This is a genomic window from Pseudomonas sp. GW821-FHT09H03, from assembly GCF_059415945.1.
On sequence record NZ_JBWKOF010000003.1, the window covers coordinates 220914 to 247143 of the forward strand.

General features: G+C 59.5%; 23 protein-coding genes. 12 read left to right on the forward strand and 11 right to left on the reverse strand.

The features are described 5' to 3' along the window. Positions 1-111 precede the first annotated feature (111 nt). The 4 genes from AC07OG_RS05895 (at position 112) to groL (ending at position 3624) form a co-directional block, all read left to right on the forward strand. On the forward strand, positions 112-843 hold the full coding sequence (locus AC07OG_RS05895; RefSeq protein WP_218424648.1) for a HugZ family pyridoxamine 5'-phosphate oxidase: 732 nt from the start codon (positions 112-114) through the stop codon (positions 841-843). Between the two features lie 66 nt (positions 844-909). Further along, a complete protein-coding gene (locus AC07OG_RS05900; RefSeq protein ID WP_060539575.1) occupies positions 910-1386 on the forward strand; it encodes an FxsA family protein in 477 nt (158 codons plus the stop codon). 248 nt (positions 1387-1634) lie between these two features. Then, on the forward strand, positions 1635-1928 hold the full coding sequence (locus tag AC07OG_RS05905) for a co-chaperone GroES (RefSeq protein ID WP_034149036.1): 294 nt from the start codon (positions 1635-1637) through the stop codon (positions 1926-1928). 49 nt (positions 1929-1977) lie between these two features. Then, complete coding sequence (groL, locus tag AC07OG_RS05910) at positions 1978-3624, forward strand: chaperonin GroEL (RefSeq protein ID WP_060539576.1); 1647 nt, start codon at positions 1978-1980, stop codon at positions 3622-3624. A 168-nt stretch (positions 3625-3792) separates the two neighbouring features. Here groL and AC07OG_RS05915 read toward each other — a convergent pair whose 3' ends face one another. Continuing rightward, complete coding sequence (locus AC07OG_RS05915; protein WP_495066451.1) at positions 3793-4536, reverse strand: phosphatase PAP2 family protein; 744 nt, start codon at positions 4534-4536, stop codon at positions 3793-3795. 231 nt (positions 4537-4767) lie between these two features. On the opposite strand from AC07OG_RS05915, the gene colR reads away from it, so the two are divergent. The 5 genes from colR (at position 4768) to AC07OG_RS05940 (ending at position 8479) form a co-directional block, all read left to right on the forward strand. Further along, complete coding sequence (colR, locus tag AC07OG_RS05920; protein ID WP_495066452.1) at positions 4768-5451, forward strand: two-component system response regulator ColR; 684 nt, start codon at positions 4768-4770, stop codon at positions 5449-5451. Continuing rightward, positions 5441-6718: a sensor histidine kinase gene (locus AC07OG_RS05925; protein ID WP_495066453.1), complete on the forward strand. Its 1278-nt coding sequence runs from the start codon at positions 5441-5443 to the stop codon at positions 6716-6718. The genes colR and AC07OG_RS05925 overlap by 11 nt, the downstream gene beginning before the upstream one ends. Positions 6719-6859: 141 nt before the next feature. Continuing rightward, complete coding sequence (locus AC07OG_RS05930) at positions 6860-7531, forward strand: class I SAM-dependent methyltransferase (protein WP_060539580.1); 672 nt, start codon at positions 6860-6862, stop codon at positions 7529-7531. A 4-nt stretch (positions 7532-7535) separates the two neighbouring features. Next, entirely contained in the window at positions 7536-8249 is a 714-nt protein-coding gene (locus AC07OG_RS05935) for a lipopolysaccharide kinase InaA family protein (RefSeq protein WP_060539581.1), read from the forward strand. 2 nt (positions 8250-8251) lie between these two features. Next, positions 8252-8479 carry a hypothetical protein gene (locus AC07OG_RS05940; RefSeq protein WP_060539582.1) on the forward strand — a complete coding sequence of 76 codons (228 nt, stop codon included), beginning with the start codon at positions 8252-8254 and terminating at the stop codon, positions 8477-8479. Between the two features lie 62 nt (positions 8480-8541). On the opposite strand, the gene AC07OG_RS05945 is transcribed toward AC07OG_RS05940, so the two are convergent. The 10 genes from AC07OG_RS05945 to AC07OG_RS05990 all read right to left on the reverse strand — a co-directional run bounded on the left by AC07OG_RS05945 (position 8542) and on the right by AC07OG_RS05990 (position 23133). Then, positions 8542-11568 (reverse strand): multidrug efflux RND transporter permease subunit, encoded by a 3027-nt coding sequence (locus tag AC07OG_RS05945; protein ID WP_218424642.1) that lies wholly within the window; start codon positions 11566-11568, stop codon positions 8542-8544. Positions 11569-11581: 13 nt separating this feature from the next. Next, positions 11582-12730, reverse strand: a complete 1149-nt coding sequence (locus AC07OG_RS05950; RefSeq protein WP_218424641.1) for an efflux RND transporter periplasmic adaptor subunit — start codon at positions 12728-12730, stop codon at positions 11582-11584. Positions 12731-13325: 595 nt separating this feature from the next. Continuing rightward, positions 13326-14423, reverse strand: a complete 1098-nt coding sequence (locus AC07OG_RS05955) for a DUF1513 domain-containing protein (protein ID WP_495066454.1) — start codon at positions 14421-14423, stop codon at positions 13326-13328. Positions 14424-14437: 14 nt separating this feature from the next. Further along, a complete protein-coding gene (locus tag AC07OG_RS05960; protein ID WP_495066455.1) occupies positions 14438-15502 on the reverse strand; it encodes an imelysin family protein in 1065 nt (354 codons plus the stop codon). A 27-nt stretch (positions 15503-15529) separates the two neighbouring features. Then, positions 15530-16957 (reverse strand): di-heme oxidoreductase family protein, encoded by a 1428-nt coding sequence (locus AC07OG_RS05965; RefSeq protein ID WP_495066456.1) that lies wholly within the window; start codon positions 16955-16957, stop codon positions 15530-15532. Positions 16958-17235: 278 nt separating this feature from the next. After that, positions 17236-18591, reverse strand: coding sequence for an imelysin family protein (locus AC07OG_RS05970; protein WP_060539588.1), 1356 nt, complete (start codon positions 18589-18591; stop codon positions 17236-17238). 166 nt (positions 18592-18757) lie between these two features. Beyond that, positions 18758-20809 carry a putative bifunctional diguanylate cyclase/phosphodiesterase gene (locus AC07OG_RS05975; protein WP_495066457.1) on the reverse strand — a complete coding sequence of 684 codons (2052 nt, stop codon included), beginning with the start codon at positions 20807-20809 and terminating at the stop codon, positions 18758-18760. A 540-nt stretch (positions 20810-21349) separates the two neighbouring features. After that, positions 21350-21946: a superoxide dismutase gene (locus AC07OG_RS05980; protein ID WP_060539590.1), complete on the reverse strand. Its 597-nt coding sequence runs from the start codon at positions 21944-21946 to the stop codon at positions 21350-21352. 177 nt (positions 21947-22123) lie between these two features. Further along, a complete protein-coding gene (locus AC07OG_RS05985; RefSeq protein ID WP_060539591.1) occupies positions 22124-22726 on the reverse strand; it encodes a LysE/ArgO family amino acid transporter in 603 nt (200 codons plus the stop codon). A 5-nt stretch (positions 22727-22731) separates the two neighbouring features. After that, positions 22732-23133 (reverse strand): ACT domain-containing protein, encoded by a 402-nt coding sequence (locus tag AC07OG_RS05990; RefSeq protein ID WP_495066458.1) that lies wholly within the window; start codon positions 23131-23133, stop codon positions 22732-22734. 95 nt (positions 23134-23228) lie between these two features. On the opposite strand from AC07OG_RS05990, the gene AC07OG_RS05995 reads away from it, so the two are divergent. The 3 genes from AC07OG_RS05995 to AC07OG_RS06005 all read left to right on the forward strand — a co-directional run bounded on the left by AC07OG_RS05995 (position 23229) and on the right by AC07OG_RS06005 (position 26209). Beyond that, positions 23229-24128: a LysR family transcriptional regulator ArgP gene (locus tag AC07OG_RS05995; RefSeq protein ID WP_060539593.1), complete on the forward strand. Its 900-nt coding sequence runs from the start codon at positions 23229-23231 to the stop codon at positions 24126-24128. A 95-nt stretch (positions 24129-24223) separates the two neighbouring features. After that, entirely contained in the window at positions 24224-25216 is a 993-nt protein-coding gene (locus AC07OG_RS06000; protein WP_495066459.1) for an NAD-dependent epimerase/dehydratase family protein, read from the forward strand. Between the two features lie 117 nt (positions 25217-25333). Next, positions 25334-26209 carry a hypothetical protein gene (locus AC07OG_RS06005; RefSeq protein WP_060539595.1) on the forward strand — a complete coding sequence of 292 codons (876 nt, stop codon included), beginning with the start codon at positions 25334-25336 and terminating at the stop codon, positions 26207-26209. The last annotated feature ends 21 nt before the right edge of the window (positions 26210-26230 follow it).

The window sequence follows — 26230 nt, forward strand, 5'->3', positions numbered from 1 at the left end:
TTCTCCATCACGCCTACCTTGGCACATGAGAACCTGCCCCCAATGGTGTGCTGGTACGTTGACCAGCTGCTGATCCGTTTTTCTGACGGATTCTTGTTAAGGAGTCATAAATTGAGCGTCGAAACGGCTAAGCATGCACGAGAATTGCTTCTCAAGGAATACCGCGGGGTGCTCTCCACGCATTCCAAGTCGATGCCCGGATTTCCATTTGGCTCGGTCGTTCCATACTGCCTGGACCCGCAGGGCCGGCCGTTGATTCTGATCAGCCGTATCGCCCAGCACACGCATAATCTGCAAAAAGATCCGAAATGCTCGCTGTTTGTCGGTGAACGTGGCGCCGAAGACGCACAGGCTGTCGGCCGCCTGACCTATCTGGCCGAGGCGAAACAAATCGAGGACGAAGCTGCGATCGAAGCCGCCGCAGAGCGCTATTACCGCTACTTCCCTGATTCACAGAACTATCATCAGGCCCATGATTTCGATTTCTGGGTGCTCGAGCCGGTGCGCCATCGTTATATCGGCGGGTTCGGGGCGATTCACTGGGTCAACGACCTGACGCTGGCCAATCCGTTTGCCGGCAAGGCCGAGGTGAGCATGGTCGAACACATGAACGCCGACCACGCCAAGGCAATCGCCCATTACGTCGATCTGGCAGGGCTGCCGAAAACCTCCCCGGCGCAGATGGTCGGTATCGATGCCGAAGGCATGCACCTGCGCATCGGTCAGGGCGTACACTGGTTGCCGTTCCAAGCCCCTTGCAACACGCCGACACAAGTCCGGGAAGCCTTGGTTTCTCTGGCTCACGCTCAACATTGGCCAAAAAATGAAGCGGCTGACGCTTGATTTCACGCAATGGCGACGTCATCTACGTTGAACTGGCAAGGCATTCTTGCGTTGAGGAACCATTTGATGCGCCCTTTTTTGTTGCTCTTTCTGCTGTTCCCGGTGTTGGAGCTGTTCGTATTCGTCAAGGTGGCAGGGGCTATCGGGTTTTTCCCGGCCTTGCTGTTGGTCATTCTCGGCTCGATGTTTGGTGTGTTCGTGCTGCGTATCGCCGGGCTGGCCACGGCGCTGCGCGCTCGGGAAAGCCTGAACCGTGGCGAGCTGCCCGCCCAGACCATGCTCGAAGGCCTGATGCTGGCGTTGGCCGGTGGCTTGTTGATCCTGCCGGGTTTCATCAGCGATGTGATCGGCCTGATCATGCTGCTGCCGTTCAGTCGCCGTCTGCTGGCCAATAAAATGCGCCAGCGCGCCGAGGAGCAGGCCATGCGTCAGCGCGCTTTCGCCGACGACCTGCAACCACGCGGTGGTCCTGCGCCCCGTGAGCCGCTGGGGCGTGAACCGGACGTGATCGAAGGCGAGTTCGAACACCGCGACCCCAAGTAAGACATCACGGCACACGGCACCTTCGGGTGCCGTGTTCATTTGCGCGGCATCGACATGAAAAATTTTCGATCCACGCCCTTGTAATAAGCTTATGCGCCCTTATGTAACGGTCACCGCAAGGTTTCTGGTGATCACGCCAGACAGACTTCCGCGGTTCGCTTGACGAACCGCACCCGGCAACGCCGGACTTTGTTAAACCCGCCGGGAATACACCGGCCGATGAAAACCACAATTAGGAGAGATCGACAATGAAGCTTCGTCCTCTGCATGACCGCGTCGTCATCCGTCGCAGCGAAGAAGAAAAGAAAACCGCTGGCGGTATCGTCCTGCCAGGTTCGGCTGCTGAAAAAGCCAACAGCGGCGAAATCCTCGCTGTAGGCACCGGCCGCGTACTGGATAACGGTGAAGTGCGTGCACTGTCCGTGAAAGTGGGCGACAAGGTTGTGTTCGGTCCTTACTCCGGCAGCAACACTGTGAAAGTCGACGGCGAAGACCTGCTGGTAATGAGCGAGAACGAAATTCTCGCCGTTGTCGAAGGCTGATTTCCCGCTCATTTTCCCGTTACTACAAAGTATTTAAGGAATATCGATCATGGCTGCTAAAGAAGTTAAATTCGGCGATTCCGCCCGCAAGAAAATGCTCACCGGTGTCAACGTCCTGGCTGACGCAGTAAAAGCGACCTTGGGCCCGAAAGGCCGTAACGTGATCATCGAGAAGAGCTTCGGCGCTCCGACCATCACCAAGGACGGCGTTTCCGTAGCCAAAGAAATCGAACTGGAAGACCGTTTCGAAAACATGGGCGCGCAGCTGGTCAAAGACGTTGCCTCCCGTGCCAACGATGACGCAGGCGACGGCACCACCACCGCTACCGTTCTGGCTCAATCGATCGTCAACGAAGGCCTCAAAGCCGTCGCTGCCGGCATGAACCCGATGGACCTGAAGCGCGGTATCGACAAAGCGACCATCGCTATCGTCAAAGAGCTGAAAGCCCTGTCCAAGCCATGTGCTGACACCAAGGCCATCGCTCAGGTAGGCACCATCTCCGCCAACTCCGACAACTCCATCGGCGACATCATTGCCGAAGCCATGGAAAAAGTCGGTAAAGAAGGCGTGATCACCGTTGAAGAAGGCTCGGGCCTGGAAAACGAACTGTCGGTTGTTGAAGGCATGCAGTTCGACCGTGGCTACCTGTCCCCGTACTTCGTCAACAAGCCAGAGACCATGGTCGCTGAGCTGGACGGCCCGCTGATCCTGCTGGTCGACAAGAAGATCTCGAACATCCGCGAAATGCTGCCAGTGCTGGAAGCCGTTGCCAAAGCCGGCCGTCCACTGCTGATCGTGGCCGAAGACGTTGAAGGCGAAGCCCTGGCGACTCTGGTTGTGAACAACATGCGTGGCATCGTTAAAGTCGCAGCCGTCAAGGCTCCAGGCTTCGGCGACCGTCGCAAGGCCATGCTGCAGGACATCGCTGTTTTGACCGGCGGTACCGTAATCTCCGAAGAGATCGGCCTGAGCCTGGAAAGCACCACCCTGGAACACCTGGGCAACGCCAAGCGCGTTACCCTGTCCAAGGAAAACACCATCATCGTTGACGGTGCTGGCGTTGAAGGCGACATCCAGGCGCGTATCGCTCAGATCCGTGCTCAGGTTGCCGAAACTTCCTCGGACTACGACCGTGAAAAACTGCAAGAGCGTCTGGCCAAGCTGTCCGGCGGCGTTGCAGTGATCAAGGTTGGCGCTGGTTCCGAAGTAGAAATGAAAGAAAAGAAAGCCCGCGTTGAAGACGCCCTGCACGCTACCCGTGCAGCCGTTGAAGAAGGCGTGGTACCTGGCGGTGGCGTTGCCCTGATCCGTGCTCTGCAAGCACTGTCCGACCTGAAAGGCGACAACGCCGATCAGGACGTGGGTATCGCTGTTCTGCGTCGCGCTATTGAAGCGCCGCTGCGCCAGATCGTTGCCAACTCCGGTGACGAGCCAAGCGTGGTTGTCGACAAGGTCAAGAACGGCGCTGGCAGCTTCGGCTACAACGCTGCTACTGGCGAATACGGCGACATGATCGAAATGGGCATCCTGGACCCAACCAAGGTAACCCGTTCGGCCCTGCAAGCTGCAGCCTCGATCGGTAGCCTGATCCTGACTACCGAAGCTGCAATTGCTGACGCACCGAAGAAAGACAGCGGTGCTGGCGGCGGTATGCCAGACATGGGCGGTATGGGCGGCATGGGCGGCATGATGTAAGCCAGCCTTACCCCTGTACTAAAAAAACCCCGCCTGCGAAAGCAGGCGGGGTTTTTTATTGGGTGTTGGTTCGGCTGCAGATCGTGTTACGTCCATCGCGGGCAAGCCCGCTCCCACAAGGCTCAGCGCTAACCCCGTGGGAGCAGGCTTGCCCGCGAATGCGTCAGGTCAGGCACCGACCGGCTCGGTCTTGCCTGCAAGTTCAACGTTCACCGCCGGGCGATACAGAATCCAGTAATACGACCCCAGACAAATCAGCCAGCAAAACACCGCCGTCCAAATGTTGTGCGAAAAGAAGTGCGCCCCCTGCATCATCCGGCCGATGGAAAATACCGAACCTAGGGCAAAGGCGAAGACAAACGCCGCGCGGGCCATGCGCGGACGGCGATCACGCAGCACAAAGAACAAGGCAAACAGCGTGAAACCGGTTGCCGCATGCCCGCCAGGCCAGCAGCGGCCCGGCTTGTCCGTTTGCGGCCGCGGGCTCAACAACTCGCTGTAGGTTTCGTGACCACCGAACTGCTCGAGACTCCACGGGCATTGCACTGCCGTCACCGCTTTCATGGGCGTGACAAAGGAGGTCGCCAAACCCAGCGACAGCACCAGGCAACCCAGTTCCCGTTTGAAGGGCTTGAGCCTGGTCAGGAACAACGAGCCGATGAAACCGATAATGGCAAACACCGAGAACGCGATGACCACCTGCTTGGCCCGGTCATGCAGGATATCTTCCAGAAAGTAACTGTGCCGACCGATGAACTCACCCGCGACCGGATCGTAGAACAGCCTGGCCAGGTCCATGTCCAGCGAAGTCAGTTCGAGCAAGACCAGAATGATCGCCGTTATGGCGGGAACCCCCAGACACACCCAGTAATTGAGCGGGCGAGAGGCAGGACGGGTAAGGGTCGAAACCATGGCAGTTCCCTGTTGGATGAAGTATTTGGTCAAGTGTTGCGATAATGCGCAGCCGCGCGGAGTGTGACTCTGGCCCTGTCGGCAACCTGTGAATCGATAGTGAAAAAGTCGTCAAGGCCGGCACTGGCTCATTGGTGGGATCAATAGCCTGACGCAGCCCTAGCCGTGAGCCACACTTGGCCTTAAGCTGCGCGAGCCATGACGGCTGTTACTGTGTACGGAGAGATGCCGATGCGAATTCTATTGGTTGAAGACAACCGCGATATCCTGGCCAATCTGGCCGATTATCTGGGGCTCAAAGGCTATACCGTAGATTGCGCGCAGGACGGCCTGTCGGGCCTGCACCTGGCGGCCACCGCGCATTACGACTTGATCGTGCTCGACATCATGCTGCCCGGTATCGACGGCTACACCTTGTGCAAGCGCCTGCGCGAAGACGCCCGCAGCGACACGCCAGTGATCATGCTCACGGCTCGCGATCAGCTGGACGACCGCCTGCAAGGCTTCAAATCCGGAGCCGACGATTACCTGATCAAACCGTTCTCCCTGTCTGAACTGGCGGCGCGTATCGAGGCGGTCATGCGCCGGACCCAGGGTGGCGGCCGCCGCACCTTGCAGGTCGCCGACCTGAGCTATGACCTCGATACCCTGGAAGTCACCCGCGAAGGTCGCTTGCTGAAACTCAACCCGGTCGGCCTCAAGTTGCTGGCCGTACTCATGCAAAAAAGCCCACATGTGCTGCGCCGCGAAATTCTCGAAGAAGCACTGTGGGGCGATGATTGTCCGGACAGCGACAGTTTGCGCAGTCACGTCCACCAATTGCGCCAGGTGATCGACAAGCCGTTCGCCAAACCGTTGCTGCAAACCGTGCATGGCGTGGGTTATCGCCTGGCCGAGGGCCGTGATGGAGTTTAAGCAGAGCCTTGCTCAACGGATCATCATCGCCTTTGCGCTGATGAGCGCACTGGTAGCGGGTGCTTTCGCCGTGGGGATTGTCTTCACCGTGCACCTGGTGGAAGAAAAACTGATTTCGGCTGGACTGGGCGGCGATCTGCAGCGCCTGTTGCTGATGGACAATGTGTCGGACTGGAGCCATCGTCCGGAGCCGGACCAAATATTTTATTTCAGTGGCGGGCCGGGTGACTTTGAGCTGCCCAAGGATCTGCGCCACCTGAATCCCGGTTTTCACGAAGTGTTTCGAGAGCATCTGTCCTATCACGCCATGGTCGAAATCGTCGACGGCCGGCATTACGTGCTGTTGCAGGATCAGAGCGATTTCGAAGAGCGTGAGCGGATTCTGTTCGCCGTAGTTCTGGTGGGTTTCGTGCTGAGCCTGGTGCTGGCGGTATTTCTTGGCTGGGTTCTGGCGCGTAAAGTCATGGCGCCGGTAGTGCGTCTGGCTCGTCAGGTACGACATCGCGATCAATTGCTGGGGCTGGCACCTCCGTTGGCACCCGATTACGCCGCCGATGAAGTGGGCGAACTGGCCGTTGCCTTCGACGCCACCCTCGGGCGCTTGCGCCAGGCATTGAACCGCGAGCGATTGTTCACCAGTGACGTCAGTCACGAATTGCGCACACCCTTGATGATATTGGCCAGTTCCTGCGAACTGCTGCTGGAAAATCCTGGCCTTGACCAGCGTGGCCGCGCTCAGGTCGAACGTATCGCCCGGGCCTGTGCAGAGATGCGTGATCTGGTACAGACCTTCCTGATGTTGGCTCGGGCCCAGCATGAAGATACCAGTATGTCGCCGCAACAGACCTTGAGCGAGGTGGCCGATGGTCTGGTCAGCCTGTGGCGCCAGCCGATCGAAACCAAGGGGCTGAAAATGATCTTTGAGCCAGGGGCACCGCAGAGTATCCGTTACAACGCAACGCTGCTGCATGCGGTAATGGGTAATTTGCTGCGCAACGCGCTGCACTACACCGAAAGCGGATTCATTCGCCTGGCCCTGACGGACACGGGCTTTGTGGTCGAAGACAGTGGTGTGGGCATTCCCGAGGAAAAACGTGAGGCAATGTTCGAACCTTTCGTGCGGGGCAATGAAAAACGCGGGGAGGGCCTGGGGCTGGGCTTGTCATTGGTGCAGCGGATCTGTGAAAACCAGGGCTGGAATGTCAGCCTGGCCAATATGGAGCCCAACGGCTGTCGGTTCCAGGTTGACCTGACTCAATCCACCTAAACTTTTCTGTGAGTAATTGAGTTTGCTATGTAAAACTCCGTAATGATTCAGGGTCTCCATCAACACTTTTTTCACAAGGGCATGACCTGAAGCTGACGCGTGGCTACTTACGGTGGCGTGATCAGATGGCAGGAGACTGTGATGACGGACGGCCCGATTAAATTAGAATTTTCCGAAAAGTACGACGATCAACATGCGCAACGTTACCTGCGCAAACATCAGGATGGGCTTGGGCGTCGATTGTCCCACTGGCGTGATGAGCAGTTGGCGCGCAAGGCCCTGTCACTGGCAGGCGAACCGGGTCTGGTCCTGGATTTGCCTTGCGGTGCAGGGCGTTTCTGGCCATTGCTGGCAGAAAAAGCCAACCGTGCAATCATCGGTGCGGACAATTCCGAATCAATGGTGAAGACTGCAACTCAGGCCCAGCCGCCGGAAGTGGTGAAGCGGGTGCAACCCTTGCACACTTGCGCATTTGACATTGCCTTGCCTGATAACGCCGTCGACAGCATTTTTTGCATGCGTTTGCTCCACCACATCGGTGAAGCGGAGCATCGAATGAAGATATTGCGCGAGTTCGAACGTGTCAGCCGCGACAGCGTGATTCTTTCGTTGTGGGTAAATGGCAATTTCAAAGCCTGGAAGCGCAAACGCGCGGAGAAAACCCGTGGACAGGAGGGTTATCAGAACCGCTTCGTGCTCCCGGTTTCTACCGTAGAGAAAGAATTTCGGCAGGCGGGTTTCCGTATTCAGGAACGACTGGACTTTTTACCGCTCTATGCCATGTGGCGAGTTTACGTATTACGCAAGAGGTAACGGGATGGCAGTGCAGTGTGCAGCAGAAAAGGAAGTCGCTCCCCAGGAACGCTTCGATTATTTTTGGAGCCAGCGCGGTGAGTGGGTAGAAGAACCCAACGTTCGCCGCGGTGGTGAAAGTGGCGTTCAGCGTGTCTTGGGCAGCGACGGTCAACTGCTTTATGTGAAGCGTCAGACGGGGCATATCTATCGCAGCTTGCTGCACCCGTTCGGTCGGCCCACTGTGTTGCGCGAGCGTGATGCACTGACTGTCATGACCGCGCTGGGTGTTCGCGTTCCGCAAATCGTGTTCAGCGGTGCACAGCGCGATCCAGTGCACCAATGGCGCGCCTTGCTGGTGACCAAGTCCCTTGACGGCTTTGAGGAAATTGAACACTGGTACGCTGGGGGAGGCCGCGAGCGTCATGGTGAGGTCGTGCATGATCGGGTGTTGAAGGATTTGGCCGAAAACCTGACGCGTATGCACAAGGCCCGCTGGCAACACAGTTGCCTTTACATCAAGCACGTGTTTGTTCGCGTCACCGGTGAAGGTGACTCGGCCAACGTCGAGGTTGCCCTGATCGATCTGGAGAAGTGCCGGCTGCGTCTGACTGCACGGCGCGCCGCTGCACATGACATGAAGCAGTTGCGTCGCCATTCGTCGTTCAACGCTGCAGACTGGAAAAAGCTCGTCTACTTTTATCAGGCGGCGTTTGGCAGCGCTATCAAGGGTTTATAACAATGAAACTCGAAATTGCACGAGGTTTGTTTTTAGTTGGAGCCTTGGCAGTTGCGTCTCTCGCGATGGCGGCCTGGGAGCAACCCCGCACCCAGGTCCTCAGCTCGATGAGCGCAGAAGAGCATTGTCCGGTACCACGGGTTGCGAAGGCATCCGTGGCCACTCAACCCGATCATGATCTGTTGCTTTTCATGTTCGGGCTTGCTCAAGGATTGAGGCCGCAAAGTTGATCCGATTGAAGCCAAAATAAAGGCCTCGCACTGCTGCGAGGCCTTTTTTTTACTCGTCTGAATCAAGGTTTATCGGGTTTTGCCAGCAGCGTATACACACACGGCAACACGAACAGCGTGAACAAGGTCCCGATGGACATGCCCGTGGCGATCACCATGCCGATGTCGAAGCGGCTGACGGCACCCGCCCCCGTGGCAATGATCAACGGAACCATGCCAAATACCATCGCCGCAGTGGTCATCAAGACCGGCCGCAGGCGAATGGCAGCGGCTTCCTCCACGGCTTCCCGCGCGGTCAGGCCCTTGTCCTTGCGCAGCTGGTTGGCGAATTCGACGATCAGGATCCCGTGTTTACTGATCAAGCCGATCAACGTCACCAGGCCAACCTGGGTATAGATGTTCATGCTCGACCAGCCCAGGAACAGCGGAATCAACGCGCCACAGATGGACAGCGGCACGGTCACCAGGATGACCAGCGGGTCGCGGAAGCTTTCAAACTGCGCGGCCAGCACCAGGAAAATGATCGCCAGTGCCAGGGCAAAGGTGACCCACAGCGCGCTGCCTTCCTGCACGTATTGTCTCGATGCGCCTGCATAATCGAAGGTAAAACCGATCGGAGCTTCTTCCTGGGCGATCTGGCGCACCAACTCGATGGCTTCACCCATGCTGACCAGCGGCACGCCGGAAAGGATGGCCGAGTTGAGTTGCTGGAACTGATTCAACTGCCGAGGGCGCGCGCGATCAGAGACGGTAATCAGGGTCGACAGGGCCAGCAGTTCACCCTTGTTGTTCTTGACGTAATAGTTGTTCAGCCAGTCCGGGTTGTCGCGGAAGGGTCGTTCGACCTGGGCGATGACTTTGTAACTGCGCCCCTCAATGGTGAACCGGTTGATCTCCGCTTCGCCCAGCAAGGTTGCCAGGGTGCCCCCCAGATCCTGCATGGAAACCCCCATCTGCGCCGCCTTGGCGCGGTCGATATCCACCACCACTTCGGGTTTGTCGAAGGCCAGGTCGACATCGGCAAAGGCGAACTTGCCGGAATCCATCACGCGTTTTTTCACCCGCTCGATCACTTGCAGCAGCAGGTCATAATCGCTGGCGGAGTTGATGACGAACTGGAACGGCAACCCCTCGCCGGTGCCCGGCAGGGAGGGCAGGTTGAAACCGAAAACCTGCAGCCCGGAAATGCTCGCAAGTTTGCCCTGGACCTCGGGCAGGATCTCCATCTGGGTCCGGCTACGGTCGTTCCACGGCTTGAGCAGGAAGCCTCCGACACCTGATTGCACACCGTTGAAACCGTTGATCTGGAACGATGAGTAATACTCGGGGAACGCCTTGAAGATCTCGATGAACTCGTCGGTGTAGGTGTTCAGATAGTCCAGGTTGGTCGGTTGCGGGGCGTTGGCCAGCATGAAGATGATGCCCTGGTCCTCGTCCGGCGCCAGCTCCGTTTTGGTGAACTTGAGAAACACCGGAATCAGGCACAACACGATCACGGCGAACACCAGTACGACAGGTCGCGTATTGAGCGTGCCGTGCAGCATGCTCTGGTAGCGGCGCTTGAGGCTTTCGAAAATCACGTCCAGGCGGTGGGCCAGGCCGCTAGGGTTTTCATCGTGGCGCAGCAGGAAGGCGCACATCATCGGCGACAGGGTCAGGGCGATGATGCCGGAAATCACCACGGCCCCGGCCAGGGTCAGGGCAAACTCCTTGAACAGCGCCCCGGTGAGCCCGGTCAGGAAGCCGATTGGCGCATACACGGCCGCCAGGGTGATAGTCATCGACACCACCGGCATGGCGATCTCCCGGGCGCCTTCGATAGCAGCGTCCAGGGGCGTCTTGCCTTCTTCGATGTGCCGGTGGATGTTTTCCACCACCACAATGGCGTCGTCCACCACCAGGCCGATGGCCAGCACCATCGCCAACAAGGTCAGCAGGTTCAAGGAGTAACCCATCATCTGCATGAAGAACATCACCCCGATCATCGACAGCGGGATGGTGACCACCGGGATCACCACCGAGCGCAGTGCCCCGAGGAACAGGAAGACGACGACTATCACGATCAGCACCGCTTCGAACAACGTCTTGACCACTTCGTCGATCGAGGCCTGGATGAACAGCGTGGCGTCGTAGGCAATTTCAGCCTTGAGGTTGGGCGGCAACTGGGCTTCCAGCTCCGGCATGATCTTGCGCACTTCGCGGATCACATCCAGCGGGTTGGCGGCCGGGGTCGCCTTGATGCCGATGTAAACCGAAGGCGTGCCGCCGAAGGAACTGATGGTGTCGTAGTTTTCCGCGCCCATCTCGACCCTGGCGACATCGCTGAGCAGCACGCGGCTGTCGCCATCGACCTTGAGGGGGATTGCCCCGAAAGCTTCGGCAGATTTGAGCTCGGTATTGGCGTTGATGCTGGTGACCACGTACTCGCCTTTCACTTCACCGGCGGCAGAGAGGAAGTTATAGCGGCGCACTGCATCGGTCACGTCGCTGGCGCTCAGGCCGAACCCGGCCAGCTTGACCGGGTCCAGCCACAGGCGCATGGCAAACACCTGGTTGCCGAGAATCTCGGCTTCGGCCATGCCCGGCAGGGTCGCCAGCTTCGGCTGGATCACCCGGGACAGGTAGTCGGTAATTTGTGGATTATTCAGTTCCTTGCTGAAGAAACTGATGTACATGAGTGCCGAGGCGTCAGCCGACTCCTTGCTCAGTACCGGGTCTTCGGCGTCCTGGGGCAGCTGGTTCTTGACCTCGTTGGCCTTGGCCAGCAGTTCGGTGAACAGACGGTCGCTGTTGGCGCCGATGCGGGCGTAGATGGAGATCACCGAAAAATTCTGGCGACTCACCGAGGTCATGTAGTCGATGCCCTCGGCGCTGGCCAGGCTCTGTTGCATCGGCTGGGTGATGTAGCCCTGGATGGTCTCGGCGTTGGCCCCGGGGTAAGCGGTGGTTACCGTGATCAGGGCGTTTTCCATTTGCGGGTACTGACGCAGTGGCAGTTTGCTCCAGGCCTGGAAACCCAGTAATACAATCAGCAGGCTGACCACGGTTGCGAGCACCGGGCGACGGATGAACGGGTCGGTAAAAGCCATGGCGGTTCCTTGATCAGTCCGCGCCTGGCGGGCCGTTCTTCTTGGCTAGGGTCTTGTCGTCGCTGATGGCAATGTGTGCGCCGTTGTCCAGTTTGATCTGGCCGGCGGTGACCACTGCTTCGCCCTTCTGCACGCCCTTGGTGATCATCACCTGCCCATCACGACGTTCGCCGGTTTCGACGTAACGCCGTTCGGCGATGAGGATCGGCTGGTCTTTGTCGTCTTTTTCCAGGCTGCCGTCTTCGGCCTTCTTCTGCACGGCGACATACACCGAGTTACCGTAGAGCGTGTAGGTGATCGCGCTTTCCGGCACAACGATGCGCGGCAGGGGATTGGGCAACAGCACCTGCAGGCTGGCGAACATTCCTGGCAGCAGCTTGCCCTCGGGATTGGCCAGGGTTGCACGGACCTGCACGTTGCGGGTGCTGTTCTCCAGTTTCGGGTTGATTGCACTGATGGTGCCGGGGAAAGTCTGCTGCGGGTAGGCTGCGACAATGACTTCTATCTTCTGGCCGATAGCGATCTTCGGTACCGCCTGCTCGGGCACGAAGAAGTCGGCGTAGAGGCTGCTGAGGTCTTGCAGGGTTGCGATCATGGTGCCGCTGGCCACGTAGTCGCCGACATCCACCTGGCGAATGCCGATGGTCCCGCTGAACGGTGCCAGGATGCTTTTCTTGCCGAGCGCCGCCTTGAGTTGATTGACGGTGGCCTTGCTCTTTTTCAGTACCGCCGAGAGACGGTCGAACTCGCCTTTGGAAATGGCCTGGCTGCCGACCAGTTGACTGCCGCGGGTGTAATCGAGCTGGGCAAGTCCGAGATCGGCCAGGGCGGTTTCCAGCAGGGCGCTCTCCACGGCGCTGTCGAGCTTGACGATCGGCTGGCCGGCCTTGACCGTCTGCCCGGACTGGAACTGCACATCGGTGACGGTGCCGTCAGTCTCCAGGCTCAGGTCTACCCCTTGCAGCGCCTTCAGCGTGCCGACGGTGGGCAGGCGAACTTGCCACGGCCGCTCGGTGGCGGTAGCCACGGCGACGCTGATCGGCGGTTTAGGCGCCGAGAAGCCTTGAATCATCGTGTAGACGGAGAAGGCCTTGTAAGCGCCCAGGATCACCACGATCAGCAAGACAACACCCAACATGATCAGCATGCGGCGACGCAGCATATTTCCAGTTCCTTGGAGAAATCAGGTGAGACAGTAGGGCACATTACCGCGAGTCGGTGGGGGAATCCAACTGGCACTTTTTACGAGTCGCCCCGCCGATGATCGCCAGCCAGGGAATAGAGCGGCTGAACACAAAAACCGGGAGGCTTGCTATGGGAGGGGGCCTGCTTGTGGCGAGGGAGCTTGCTGTGGTGAGGGGGCTTGCCTGTGGTGAGGGGGCTTGCTGTGGTGAGGGGGCTTGCCTGTGGCGAGGGGGCTTGCCTGTGGCGAGGGGGCTTGCCCCCGTTGGGCTGCGCAGCAGCCCTAAAAACGGAGAGCACGATGTAGTGGTTTATCTAAAAAACCCGCGGTGGTGGTTATGGGGGTGGCTTCGCCACCCATCGGGGGCAAGCCCCCTCGCCACAGGCAAGCCCCCCCACAGAAGGCAAGCCCTCTCACAGAAGGCAAGCCCCCCCACAGAAGGCAAGCCCTCTCACAGAAGGCAAGCCCTCTCACAGAAGGCAAGCCCCCCCACAGAAGGCAAGCCCTCTCACAGAAGGCAAGCCCCCCACAGAAGGCAAGCCCTCTCACACAAGGCAAGCCCTCCCACAGAAGCTCAGACTAGATGAAGATGGTTGTCCCAGAGCCCTGCCGGAAGCTCCAGGGGTTTTGCCAGCAGCTCGGACTGGCGACAATCGTAGTAGCGGCAACGTCCCTGGCCCGAGGTCACGACGAAGCCATCGGCCACCGCACCGACCCCGGCGCAATCGGGCAAGGGCGCGTCCAGGCGTACTTCGCCGCTGTCCAGGTCCCAGATGAAAAAGCGGTTACCCCGTGGTGCAGTCAACGCCACCAGGCGCAAGTCGCTGTGCACCGCGACACTGGCGGTGTAGTGCCCCATGGCCTGCAATTGGTGTTCCGGCACCGGGAACGCGACAAAAGGCCGGCCGGGGCGCTTGATCGCCAGCAGCTCCGACGACTCATGGGCCGCCCCCATGAATTGCTGACCGGCGACGATGGTGCCGTCGCTGGCAATCCCCAGGTGACGCACGCTGTTCATCTGCTGGGCGAGGGTTTCCTTGCTCAGCAGTGTGCCGTCACGCTGCATCAGCACCAGGCTCGGCTCCATGGCATCGAGGTTCATCTCGACCCGGCTTTCGGCCTCGGTGCGGATTCCGCCGTTGGCCACTACCAGGGTTTCGCCGTCGGGCATCCAGGACACCTGGTGCGGGCCGATACCGTGGGTGGAAATCTCACCGCTGTGCACCAGCCGTGCGCCTTCGAACCTGTACACACCAAGCAAGCCGCGACCCGGCTCGGTGGTGTCGTTTTCGGTGGCATACAGCCAGTCGCCGCTCTGGTGAACTACCGCGTGCCCGTAGAAGTGCCGGTTCGGCTTTGACGTCACGGTTTGCAGCAGCGAACCGTCGCGCAGGTCGATCAGGTAGCTCTCGGTGCCCGGGCGGCGGGCGACAAACAGCGCAATCGGCTGAGTCGGGTGGTTGATGATGTCGTGGCAACGCTGGCCGACCTGGGTGGCAAACACCCGGGTGCCATCCAGTCGATAGCCGACGGCGTAGTGCTTGCCGTCGGTATCGTCCCGCGCCGATAGCAGCAGCGGGCTTTTATCCTTTTGCTTGAACAGCGTCCAGCCGCCCAGTGTCACTGCTCCCAGCAGCAAGCTACCTAAAGTCAGAGCCTGACGTCGCAGCATGGCACTCGTCCTCATCAGTCACCATCGTTGGCGTTGAAGCCCAGTTGGATGCCCAGCGCCTTGGCCAGCTCGCCTTCGTGCAGGCGGTGGACGACGTTGAGGCTGTCGTAGAGCTCGTTGAGCTGCTGGCGACCGGCATCGTCACCGAGCATATCGGTCAGCGAGCGCTGGTTGCCGGCGAACAGTTTCAGCGAAGCGGCATAAGCGGCGTCGATCTTGTCGGCCAAGGGTTTCTGCTCGCTCGGCAACAGACCGCGCAGGCCTTTGTTGTCGACACCTTCCCATACCGTTTTGGCGGCGGCGAGGCTGGCTTCGAGACTGGCCAGGGATGATTGGCTACGCCAGGCATCGGCCTGGAACGGCTGCGGCACGCCCTTGCTCTGGCGGCCCATCGGCGTGCCGAGCTTCTTCTTCAAGGTGTCCAGGGCGGTCACTTGCACGCGCAGCAGGTCAGCAATGGCTTCGTGGGAATCGGCGTAGCGCTGATTCGGGAATTTGCTCATTTGCGCGAGCATGCCGTCGGTGTTGTTCCAGCTTTGCAGGATCTCTTCGGCCAATTGCTTCTGACGCTCGCCGATCGCGACCAGCAGGGGGCAGAACCTGGCTTTCTGTTCAGCGTTGGCAACATCGGGCTTGCTGTCGAACAGGACGTACTCATAGGCCGACAGGCCTTGCACCACAACGCTGGACTTGGCCAGGGCGGCAGCGTCGATCTGCGGTTGCGCGGTGACCAGTTGCTCGACCTGACGGCCCACCAGGTTTTTCTTGTCCGGCCAGAACTGTACTTGCCAGGCACGGTTGCCTTCGGCCAACGGCCCGATCAGCAAAGGTTGCAGTTCGGCCCAGGCTTTTTGTGCGTGAAGGAAGTCGGCGCGGGCCGTTTCCAGGGTTTGCTTGCCCTCACAGTACGCGAGAGCGCTGACGGCCAGCTGGCGGTCGGCCTCAACCCAGCGGGTGTAGGTCGGCAGGATCACCGATTTGGCGATCGCCGCCGAAGTGACCGCTTGCGGGTCCTGGGGCGAGCAGGCGCCCAGGGCGAGGGCGGCGAGGCTGGTGAACAACAACTTGGGACGGAACATGTCGGGCTCCCGCTGAAGGAATGCGTATTAAAGGGAATTCAAAAACGCCAGCAGCGCAGCACGCTGCCCGGCATTGAAAGACAAAACCTGTTGCTGCGCCGCTGTCGCTTCGCCGCCATGCCAGAGCACCGCTTCGAGCAAGTTGCGGGCACGGCCGTCATGCAGGAACTGAGTGTGGCCACTGACCGCCTGTGTCAGGCCGATGCCCCACAACGGCGGGGTGCGCCAGTCGCGGCCACTGGCCTGGAATTCGCTGCGATTGTCGGCCAGGCCTTCGCCCATGTCATGCAGTAGCAGGTCGCTGTACGGGCGAATCACTTGATTGGCCAGTTCAGGTTCGGCGGCGTTAGCGGCAGTAGTGTATTTCGGTGTGTGACATGACTGGCAGCCAGCCTGATAGAACAGATTTTTGCCGGCCAGCACTTCAGGCGCGCTGACGTCACGGCGGGCCGGTACGGCGAGATTGCGGCTGTAGAACAGCACCAGGCGCAGGATGTTATCGCTGACTTCCGGCTCGCCATTCGGGCCGTTACCACTCGGCGCCTGTTTGCAGGCGGTTTGCGCGTCGGTGCAGTCATCAAAGGGTCTCAGGCTGGTCGTGAGGCCCATATCACCGGAAAACGCGTGGACATTCTGTTGGTTGAGGTTCGGTTGGCCGGCTTTCCAGCCAAACCGCCCGAGTACGGTTTTCTGTTGGACATCATCCCAGACCCGGTTCGGGCGTCCGGCGATACCGTTTTTCTCCTTTGCCTGCGCCTCGGCGTTGGCCAGGATCGCCTCGTCGGGGATCGCTTCGAGCAGGCCCAGGCCAATCATCGGCGGCGCTACCCGTGCAGAAAAACGCGTGTCGGGATGCATCGGGCCGTAGCCCAACTGGCTGATGTTCAGGCTTGGCTTGCGCAATATGACTTCGGTGCCGTCCTTGAAGTGAATCGGCACGGGTGTGTAATCAACCCGCACTTTGCCTTCCGGTGCCACGCCGGGAATGGCCATGTCCTGGAACTGACCACCATAGACCGGTTCAGGCAGCACGCCGATCTGTTCGATTACCTTGGCGTAGGCTGGGTCATTGGGAATCGACAGGCGCACCAGCATCGACACGGCGTTCTGCGCCCCGGGCTCCGGCGGGTGACCGCGGCCGTCCTTGATGTGGCAACCCTGGCAGGCATTGGTATTGAACAGTGGGCCCAGACCATCACGCGCGGTGGTTGTCGCCGGAGCGATCACCCAGGGATTGCGGAAAAAGCTGTTGCCGACGCTAAAGTCCACGCGCCGGGACGGCGGCAGGTTGGCCGAGGGCAGGGAAAAGGCATTCTGATCGCTCTTGCGCACGGTCGCGCTGCCACCGGAGCGGGCTTCGCCGGGTTCGGCTTCGGTGAAACGCGGGGCGTCATCGCAGGCACTCAGGCCCAGGGCCAGAAACAGTGCGGACAAGCGAAGAGGCAGCGAGGGCATCAGACATCCTGCAAGACAAGCAAAACAAGGGCGCAAAGTCTAACAGGGCAGGGGAGATTGAATAAGAGGAATTATCGTTTGGTTGATGTGGGGCAGGGGATTTGCGCAACAGTGATCCCTTGTGGGAGCGGGCTTGCTCGCGAAAGCGGTGTCACATTCAACAATAGTGCTGACTGACACACCGCTTTCGCGAGCAAGCCCGCTCCCACATTGATGGTGTTGCGCCAGAATAAAAAAGGCGACCCGCAGGTCGCCTTTTTTCACTCAGCCAGCGTTGATCAGAACTCGTGATCAGCGTTGTCCGGGTTCAGGTCGCTGATGCCCAGCTTGCCAGCGGCGGCTTCGATCGAACCGGTCTGCTTGACCAGGGCGGCGATAGCGTCGCGAACGATCTGGTTGCCAGCGGTGTTGCCGGCGGCGATCAACTGGTCGTAGTGCTCACCCTTGTTGGCGTGGTCGACGATCACCTGCATCTTCGCTTCGGTGGCTGCCAGGTCGGCTTTGAGCGCGGTGTCGGCAGCCGGGTCGGCTTTGGCCACCAGGGACGACAGGCTGGCGCCGGTCATTTTGCTGCCGTCGACGCGGGTGTATTCACCCAGGTAGACGTTACGAATGCCTTTGGCATCGTAGAACTGCGAGTTGTGGGTGTTATCGCTGAAGCAGTCGTGTTCGTCTTCAGGGGAGTTGGCTTCCAGGGAAACCTTCATGCGCTCGCCCGCCAGTTCGCCCAGGGACAGGCTGCCCATGCCGAACAGCATTTTGCGCAGGCCGGATTCAACTGGTTCGGCTTCCAGGGTGGCACGGTAGTTGTCGGCCACGTTGGGCTTCCAGTTACCAACCATTTCTTCCAGGTCGCTAACCAGCAACTGGGTCACGGACTTCAGGTAAGCACGGCGACGATCATTGTGACCGCCGGTTGCGCCTTTGCCTTCCAGGTAGTCGGAGGCTGGACGGTTGCCGGCACCAGGGCCGGTGCCGTTCAGATCCTGGCCCCAGAGCAGGAATTCGATGGCGTGGTAGCCGGTGGCGACGTTGGCTTCGGAGCCGCCCAGCTCGTTCAGGCTGGCGAGCTTTTCCGGGGTGATGTCTTTGACGTCAACCTTGTCTTCGCCGACCTGGATTTCAGTGTTGGCGATGATGTTGGCGCTGGCACCCGGGTTGCCCAGGGCGTGTTCGTAGGATTTGTCGACGTAGTCGATCAGGCCTTCGTCCAGTGGCCAGGCGTTAACCTGACCTTCCCAGTCGTCGATGATGGTGTTGCCGAAGCGGAACACTTCGCTCTGTAGGTAAGGAACACGAGCGGCCACCCAGGCGGCCTTGGCGGCCTTCAAAGTGTCGGCGTTCGGCTTGGCGAGGAAGGCATCAACGGCGGTTTGCAGGGTCTTGGCAGTGGATTCGGCATCGCTGTAAACGGCAAAAACGATGTCGGCGTAATGGGCGACAACGGCTTTGGCGGCGGCTTCGTCGACCTTGCTGGCAGCGGCAGGTGCGACGGCTGGAGCAGCCGGTGCAGCAGCGGCGCTGGCAGCCGGCGCAGGCGCGGCAGCAGTTTCTTTGTCTTTACCTTCACCGCAGCCGGCGAGGGAAATAGCGATGGCCAACAGACTGGCGGTAGCCAGAGGCATACGAATCATGGCGAACATCCTGCTTCGATAGGGGGTTGAATGGCGCCTTGGGCGCGCAAAACTGCGACATAATGCAAATCTTTCGCATTATGTGTAAAGGGTTGTACCTGTAAATATTTCTTATTCACACAGGGGGGTGCTTCACCCGGCAGGAGCATGCTCGCTCCTACAGGGGTTACAGAATTACCGCGTTGCTACGCTGCGCCTGTTTCAGGTAAGCACTCAATTCCCGTGCCGACAGCGGCTTGCTGTAGTAATAGCCCTGACCTTCGTGGCAACCTTCGGAGATGATGTAGGCCTCCTGCTCGGCGGTTTCCACACCTTCGGCAATCACCTGCATGCCAAGGCTTTTACCCAACTGGATGATGGCCCGGACGATGGTCGCATCGTCGTCGTCATCGAGCAGGTCCTGAACGAAGCTCTTGTCGATCTTGATCTTGTCCAGGGGCAGGCTTTTCAGGTAGCTCAGGGACGAATAGCCGGTCCCGAAGTCGTCGATGGCAATCAGTGCCCCGGAGCGGCGCAGGCTGAGCAAGTGCTGGGCGGCAGTGCTGATGTCTTCCATCAGGCCGGTCTCGGTAACTTCCAGTTCCAGGCTGCGTGGAGGCAGGCGGTACATCTGCAACAGGTTGTTGACCACCCTTGGCAACTCGGCGTGGTGCAGTTGCACCGTCGACAGATTCACCGCCATGCGCAAATCGTTGAAGCCCTGGTCATGCCAGTCGCGCAGCTGCTTGCAGGCCTGGTCCAGTACCCATTCGCCAATGGCAATGATGGTGCCGTTCTGCTCAGCCAGCGGGATGAACAGGTCTGGCGGTACCAGCCCGTGCTCGGGGTGCTGCCAGCGAATCAACGCTTCGACACCGACTACCCGATGATCGCGGTAGCTGATCTGCGGCTGGTAGACGAGGTAGAACTGGTTGCGGGTCAGGGCATCGCGCAGGTCTTTTTCCAGTTCGCGCCGGCGGCGCATTTCGGTATCGACACTGGCGATATAGAACTGATAGCGGTTACGCGAGCGGGTCTTGGCCAGGGTCATGGTCTGCTCGGCCTTCTGCAACAACTTCTCGGTGCTGTCGCCGTCCTCGGGAAACAGAGTGATGCCGATGGTGGCACGCAGGCGGATTTCCTGATGATCGAGGGCGAACGCCGCTTCCAGATCATCAAGAATGCTTTGCGCCAGTTCGGCGGCTTCGTAGGGTTGTTCCAGATCGGCCTGCACCAGGGCGAACTGGTCGCCACCCAGGCGGGCAAGGGCACCGAGGCGACCACTATGGCCGCGCAGGCGGTCGGCCAGGGCCAGCAGTAATTGGTCGCCGGTCTGATAGCTGAACTGTTCGTTGATGCCCTTGAAGTCGTCGAGGCCTACACACAGCACAGCGACCCGGCGTTGCAACTTGCCGGCGTCGATCAGGATCTTGTCCAGCTGATACTGCAATTGCTGCCGGTTCGGTAAACCGGTGAGAAAGTCGTATTGGGCCATGCGCAGCAGGCTGTTTTCCGCTTCATGACGCAGGTGAGTATTGCGCTCGATGGATTCAAGCAGCTGATTTGCCGTGTTGATCCAGATGCCCAGCTCGTTTTTCTCGTGACCCTTGAGCAATGGGATTTTGTGCTCGCTGGGGCGATCCGGGTTGATTTCCGTGAGGTGCTTGATGATCCGCGACAACGGTTTGGTCAGCAGCCAGTGATAAACCAGGTACAGCACAAGCCCCATCGCCAGGGCGCGCAACACGCCGGAAATGAAGATGATCACCGAGCTGACGATAAAACCTTGCCCGTAGGTGGCGGTATCGAGGGTAATGCTCAGGTCGCCGTAATACTCACTGTACGGCCCGCGACCCACCAGTTGGGTGGTGAAAGTGCGTTCCTTGCCAAGAATCAGGTCGGTCAGCCAGCGACTGCTCGATTGCTGCAGCTCGCGGGTTTTTTGCGCGAGCATGGGCTCGTTGGGGTGGCCGATGGACGCCTGGCGCACGGCGTCATCCTGAAACAAGCCCTCGATGACCTGCATGCCCATTTCCCGGTCCAGGCTATAGACAGCCTGGGTCGAGGGGTCGCGAAACATATCGAGGATGCGCTCGGCATCACCGGCGACGGCCTGGCGTGTTTTATAGGCATCGAAAACAATCTGCGCGCAGCTCAAGACTACGCCGACGATCAATGCCGACAGGAGCACAACCCGGAGCAACTTCACCGACAAGCTGTTCTTGAGTTCCAGCTTCAAAGGGCTATTCCTTGTTCCGTGCGGGCAGCATCAAGTTGCATTGAGTATTGGCAATCCCGTAGGGGCAGTCAAAGGGACAATCGGCCACAGGCGGGTTTGCCTGCAGCCTGGCCGAGTTTTCGTTGCCCTGAGCCATTTGCCTATTAGTACTGTGTCGGTTGTCGAGTCCTTCAACTTGAGGGGCTGGGTGGAGAAAATTTCCATTTGGTTGATGTTAGACGTCTGTGGCTGTGCGGCAAGAGGCGCGCGGCTTGTTTCATTGTGGGAAATTGGCTTGGGTTCGATAGCGGCATGACGGTCGCGATGTGGAGCATGATTTACCTTGCATGGCGGCCTTGTAACTGATCTATCTCTTGCGGCGATCCCCAATTCTCGTGGGAGCTGGCCTGCCGGCGATGACGGTCTGCGAGTCGACCAATTCCTCCCGGATGTACCCGGACAAATGTGAGGCTTGCTCGCGAAGAGGCCCCATCAAACCGCAAAAAAACCGGGCAATAAAAAACCCGGCTGAAAAGCCGGGTTTTTTGACTGGCGTCGGACTTAAGCGGTGAAGGTCTTACCTTCGAACTGCTCAGCCACGAATTTCCAGTTGACCAGGTTCCAGAACGCTTCGACGTACTTCGGACGAACGTTGCGGTAGTCGATGTAGTAAGCGTGTTCCCAGACGTCGCAGGTCAGCAGCGGAGTGTCGCCGTTGGTCAGCGGGTTGCCGGCGCCGATGGTGCTGGCCAGGGCCAGGGAACCGTCAGCCTTTTTCACCAGCCAGCCCCAGCCGGAACCGAAGGTGCCGATGGAAGTCTTGCTGAACTCTTCCTTGAACTTGTCGAACGAACCGAAAGCAGCGTTGATCGCGTCAGCCAGTGCGCCGGTTGGTTGGCCGCCAGCATTTGGTGCCAGGCAGTTCCAGTAGAAAGTGTGGTTCCAGACCTGAGCGGCGTTGTTGAAGATACCGCCCGAGGAAGTCTTGACGATTTCTTCCAGGGTCTTGCCTTCGAACTCGGTGCCTGGCACCAGGTTGTTCAGGTTCACGACATAGGTGTTGTGGTGCTTGTCGTGGTGGTATTCCAGGGTTTCCTTGGAAATGTGCGGCTGCAGGGCGTCGTGTGCGTAAGGCAGCGGCGGCAATTCGAAAGCCATGATGATTCTCCTAATCAGGTCAGTTGCGGTGAGCGCAAGGCCGATCACGGGCGGCCAGACTAGCGCCGGGGAGTTTGTACTCTTTGCGGCGCAGGGATTCGGATCATAGCACCGGGGTGGCGGCATAACCACGCAACAACTGTGTGGAATAGAGGTTCCAGGGCTGTGCGGAACAATTTACCCGGCGGTAATTAACTGGACGGCTACGGCAAACATCATCACCGCCACCAGCAGGTCGAGAATTCGCCAGGTACTCGGTCGAGCCAGCCACGGAGCCAGCCACGCCGCGCCCAGCGCCAGGGTGAAAAACCACAGCAGCGAGGCACTGGCCGCGCCCACCACATAGGCGCCGGGTTCGGTTTGTTGGGCGCCGAGTGAGCCGATCAGCAAAACGGTGTCCAGGTAGACATGCGGGTTGAGCAGCGTTACCGCCAGGGCGCTAAGCATCACCGCCCGCAGCGAGCGCACGGTCTGGTTTTCTCCTTGTTGCAGGCTCTGGCTGGAAAAAGCCCGGCGCAGCGCCTGGCTGCCGTACCACAATAGAAACGCCGCGCCGCCCCAGCGAGCTATGGCCAACAGCGTCGGATTTTGTGCCAGCACCGTCGCCAGGCCGAATACCCCGGCGGCCACCAGCAATGCATCGCAGGCCACGCAAAGCGCGGCCACCGGCAGGTGATGTTCACGCCGCAGGCTTTGCGCTAGAACAAACGCATTCTGGGTACCGATTGCCATGATCAGTCCGAAGGCCACCAACAGGCCGTTCACGTAGCTTTGCCACATATCGTTTACTCCGCGTTGGCCGCCAGGTTCCGCAACACCTGAAGGGCACGGTCGGCGTCGGCCTGGCCGACGAACAAATGGTCGTGGTAATAGCCGGCGATCACGTTGCAGCTGATGCCGGCGTTGCCCAGTGCGCTGGCAAACGCGGCAGTCAGGCCGACGGCTCCCAGGGCCGAGTGCACGTTCAGGGTGATCCACGCAGCCACGTAGTCGAAGCTGAATCCGGCTTGTTCGGCGCGGGAACGTTCGAGAATCACGGTCAGACCTTCCTGCTCGCGAAAGCTGCCGACAATCTCCAGACCTGCCGGCAAATGGCCGTCGCGCAGGGTGCAGAACACATATTCGCCAGCGTTGAGTTGCGGGCTCATGCTGCGCAGCAGCGTTGCCAGTGAAGTTTCGCCAGCCATGGGGTAATCCTTGTTCAGAAGTTCATGCTGGTCATTCTCCGTTGGAAGCCTGTATAAGAAAAACAAATCATGCTGATCGCTCATTAGGAAAACTGATGTTCGACTACAAATTGCTTTCCGCCCTGGCCGCAGTGGTCGAGCAGGCCGGTTTTGAACGGGCCGCGCAGGTGCTGGGTCTGTCGCAATCGGCGATTTCCCAGCGCATCAAGTTGCTCGAAGCCCGGGTCGGGCAACCTGTGCTGGTGCGGGCTACTCCGCCCACGCCGACGGAGATCGGCCGGCGCCTGCTCAACCATGTGCAACAGGTGCGCTTGCTTGAACGCGATCTGCAAAGCCTGGTACCGGCACTGGATGAAGAAGGCTTGCCGGAGCGCCTGCGGATTGCCTTGAATGCCGACAGCCTGGCCACCTGGTGGGCGCAGGCGGTGGGGGAGTTCTGCGCGCAACAACACTTGTTGATGGATCTGGTGGTTGAAGACCAGACCGTCGGCCTCAAACGTATGCGTGCCGGAGAAGTGGCGGCTTGCCTCTGTGCCAGCGAGCGCCCGGTGTCCGGGGCGCGCAGTGTGTTGCTGGGGGCCATGCGTTATCGTGCGTTGGCCAGCCCGGCCTTCATTGCCCGGCACTTTCCCGAGGGCGTTCGCGCTGATCAGCTGGCTCGAACCCCGGCGCTGGTATTTGGCCCGGACGATTTCCTGCAGCATCGCTATCTCGCATCCCTGGGAGTCAACGGTGGCTTCGAGCACCACCTATGCCCGTCGTCTGAAGGTTTTATCCGCCTCACCGAAGCGGGACTCGGCTGGGGGCTGGTCCCGGAGCTTCAGGTGCGCGAGCAACTGGAGCGCGGGGTATTGCGCGAACTGTTGCCAGATAAACCGATCGATGTGCCTTTGTACTGGCATCATTGGCGCAATGGCGGTGAGTTACTGGGTTTGCTGACCGATCAATTGGTGCTCGCGTCGAAGCAATGGCTGGTGCCCTGGGTGCAGCCTTGAGCGTCAAGCTGCGAGCGGCAAGTAAAGCGCGTGTGCACTGTTTTAACTTGCGGCTTGCAGCTTGACGCTTGCAACTGCATTTCTAGGAGCAATAAATGAAGATTCTGGTTACCGGCGCAAGCGGCTTCATTGGCGGACGCTTTGCGCGTTTCGCCCTGGAGCAGGGCCTGGACGTACGGGTCAACGGTCGCCGGGCCGAGAGTGTGGAGCATCTGGTACGTCGTGGTGCCGAGTTCATCCAGGGCGACCTGAGCGACCCGGAACTGGCACGCGAGCTGTGCTCGGACGTCGAGTCCGTGGTGCATTGCGCCGGAGCGGTGGGGTTGTGGGGACGGTATCAGGACTTCCATCAAGGCAACGTCCAGGTCACCGAGAACGTTGTCGAGGCCTGCCTGAAACAACGGGTTCGACGGTTGGTGCACCTGTCATCGCCGTCGATCTATTTCGATGGCCGCGATCATCTGGGCCTGACGGAAGAACAAGTACCCAAGCGCTTCAAGCATCATTACGCCGCTACCAAGTACCTGGCCGAGCAAAAGGTCTTCGGTGCCCAGGAGTTCGGTCTCGAAACCCTGGCCCTGCGCCCGCGTTTCGTTACCGGTGCTGGCGATATGAGTATCTTCCCGCGTTTGCTGAAGATGCAGCGCAAAGGGCGCCTTGCGATCATCGGCAATGGCCTGAACAAGGTTGATTTCACCAGCGTGCAAAACCTCAACGAAGCCCTGCTCGGTAGCTTGCTGGCCAGCGGCTCTGCCTTGGGCAAGGCTTACAATATCAGTAACGGCACGCCGGTTCCCCTGTGGGACGTGGTCAATTACGTCATGCGCGCAATGGAAGTCCCACAGGTTACCCGCTACCGTTCCTATGGCTTGGCCTACTCCGTTGCGGCGCTTAACGAAGGCGTCTGCAAGCTATGGCCGGGGCGCCCCGAGCCGACCTTGTCGCGCCTGGGCATGCAGGTCATGAACAAAAACTTCACCCTGGACATCAGTCGCGCCCGGCATTATCTGGATTACGATCCCAAGGTCAGTCTGTGGACGGCGCTCGATGAGTTCTGTGGCTGGTGGAAGGCTCAGGACATTCGCTGATACTCAAGTCACGGCCGCTTTCTGAACCGATGGCCGGGGTTCAGGGTCAATCTGTGCGGCTGTGGGGTTTATACTGCGGCGCATCAAGCCATCACGTGTTTCACAAAGGTTGATTGAATGTCCATGCGTAACGATGCCCACGACGACTTTGACGATGTACCAAGCTTGCGTGCAGACGTTCTCGACGACGATGAGTTTGTGCCCACTGTGCGCAAGGTCGTGCATGCGCGCACGGCCCCGGTGGTCAAGGTCAAGGCGGCGAGCACCGGCCCGCTCTGGGCGCTGGTTGGCGCCTTGTTCATTGCTTTTGCCGTTCTTGCCTGGTGGAGCTTTCAGCAGATCTCACTGATGGAGCAGCAACTGGTGGCGACCCAGGAAAGCTTCGCGCGAATCAGTGAGGAAGCGGCGGGGCGCTTGCAGGATATTTCCGGCAAGGTGGTCGCCAGCCAGACCAGTGTCAGCAGCGACAGCGAAGCCCTGAAGCTGCAAATCAGACAGCTGGAAAGCAAACTCCAGGATCAGAATGCGCAGCAACTGGGCGTTGCCGGCCAGGCGTCGGAGCTGGACAAGCGTCTGGCACAGATGAGCGCGCAAACCACCGATCTCGATAAGCGCCTGGCACAGATCAGCGCCCAGAACACCGAGCAGCAGAGTGCCAACGGTCAGTTGCAGGCGCAAGTCAAAGCATTGAGTGGCGACCTGGCGGCACTCAAAAGCGCCTCTGCCGACAGCGAGAAGCTCGACGCGCAGATGAAAAGCCTGGGGGCCGATATCGTCGCACTGAAGAAACAGGGCAATCCGAGCGCTGCCATCGAGCGCCTCGAACAAGAAATCATTGTACTCAAAAGCGTACAGGACAATCGTCCAGCCCCGGCTCAGGGCGCGACCAATACCGCCGAATTCGATGCCTTCCGCGGCCAGGTAACCCGCAACATCAACACCCTTCAGGCGCAGATTCAGAATCTTCAGCAGCAACTGCGCGCCCGGCAGTAAGTAGTCAGGTCTTCCCGGATG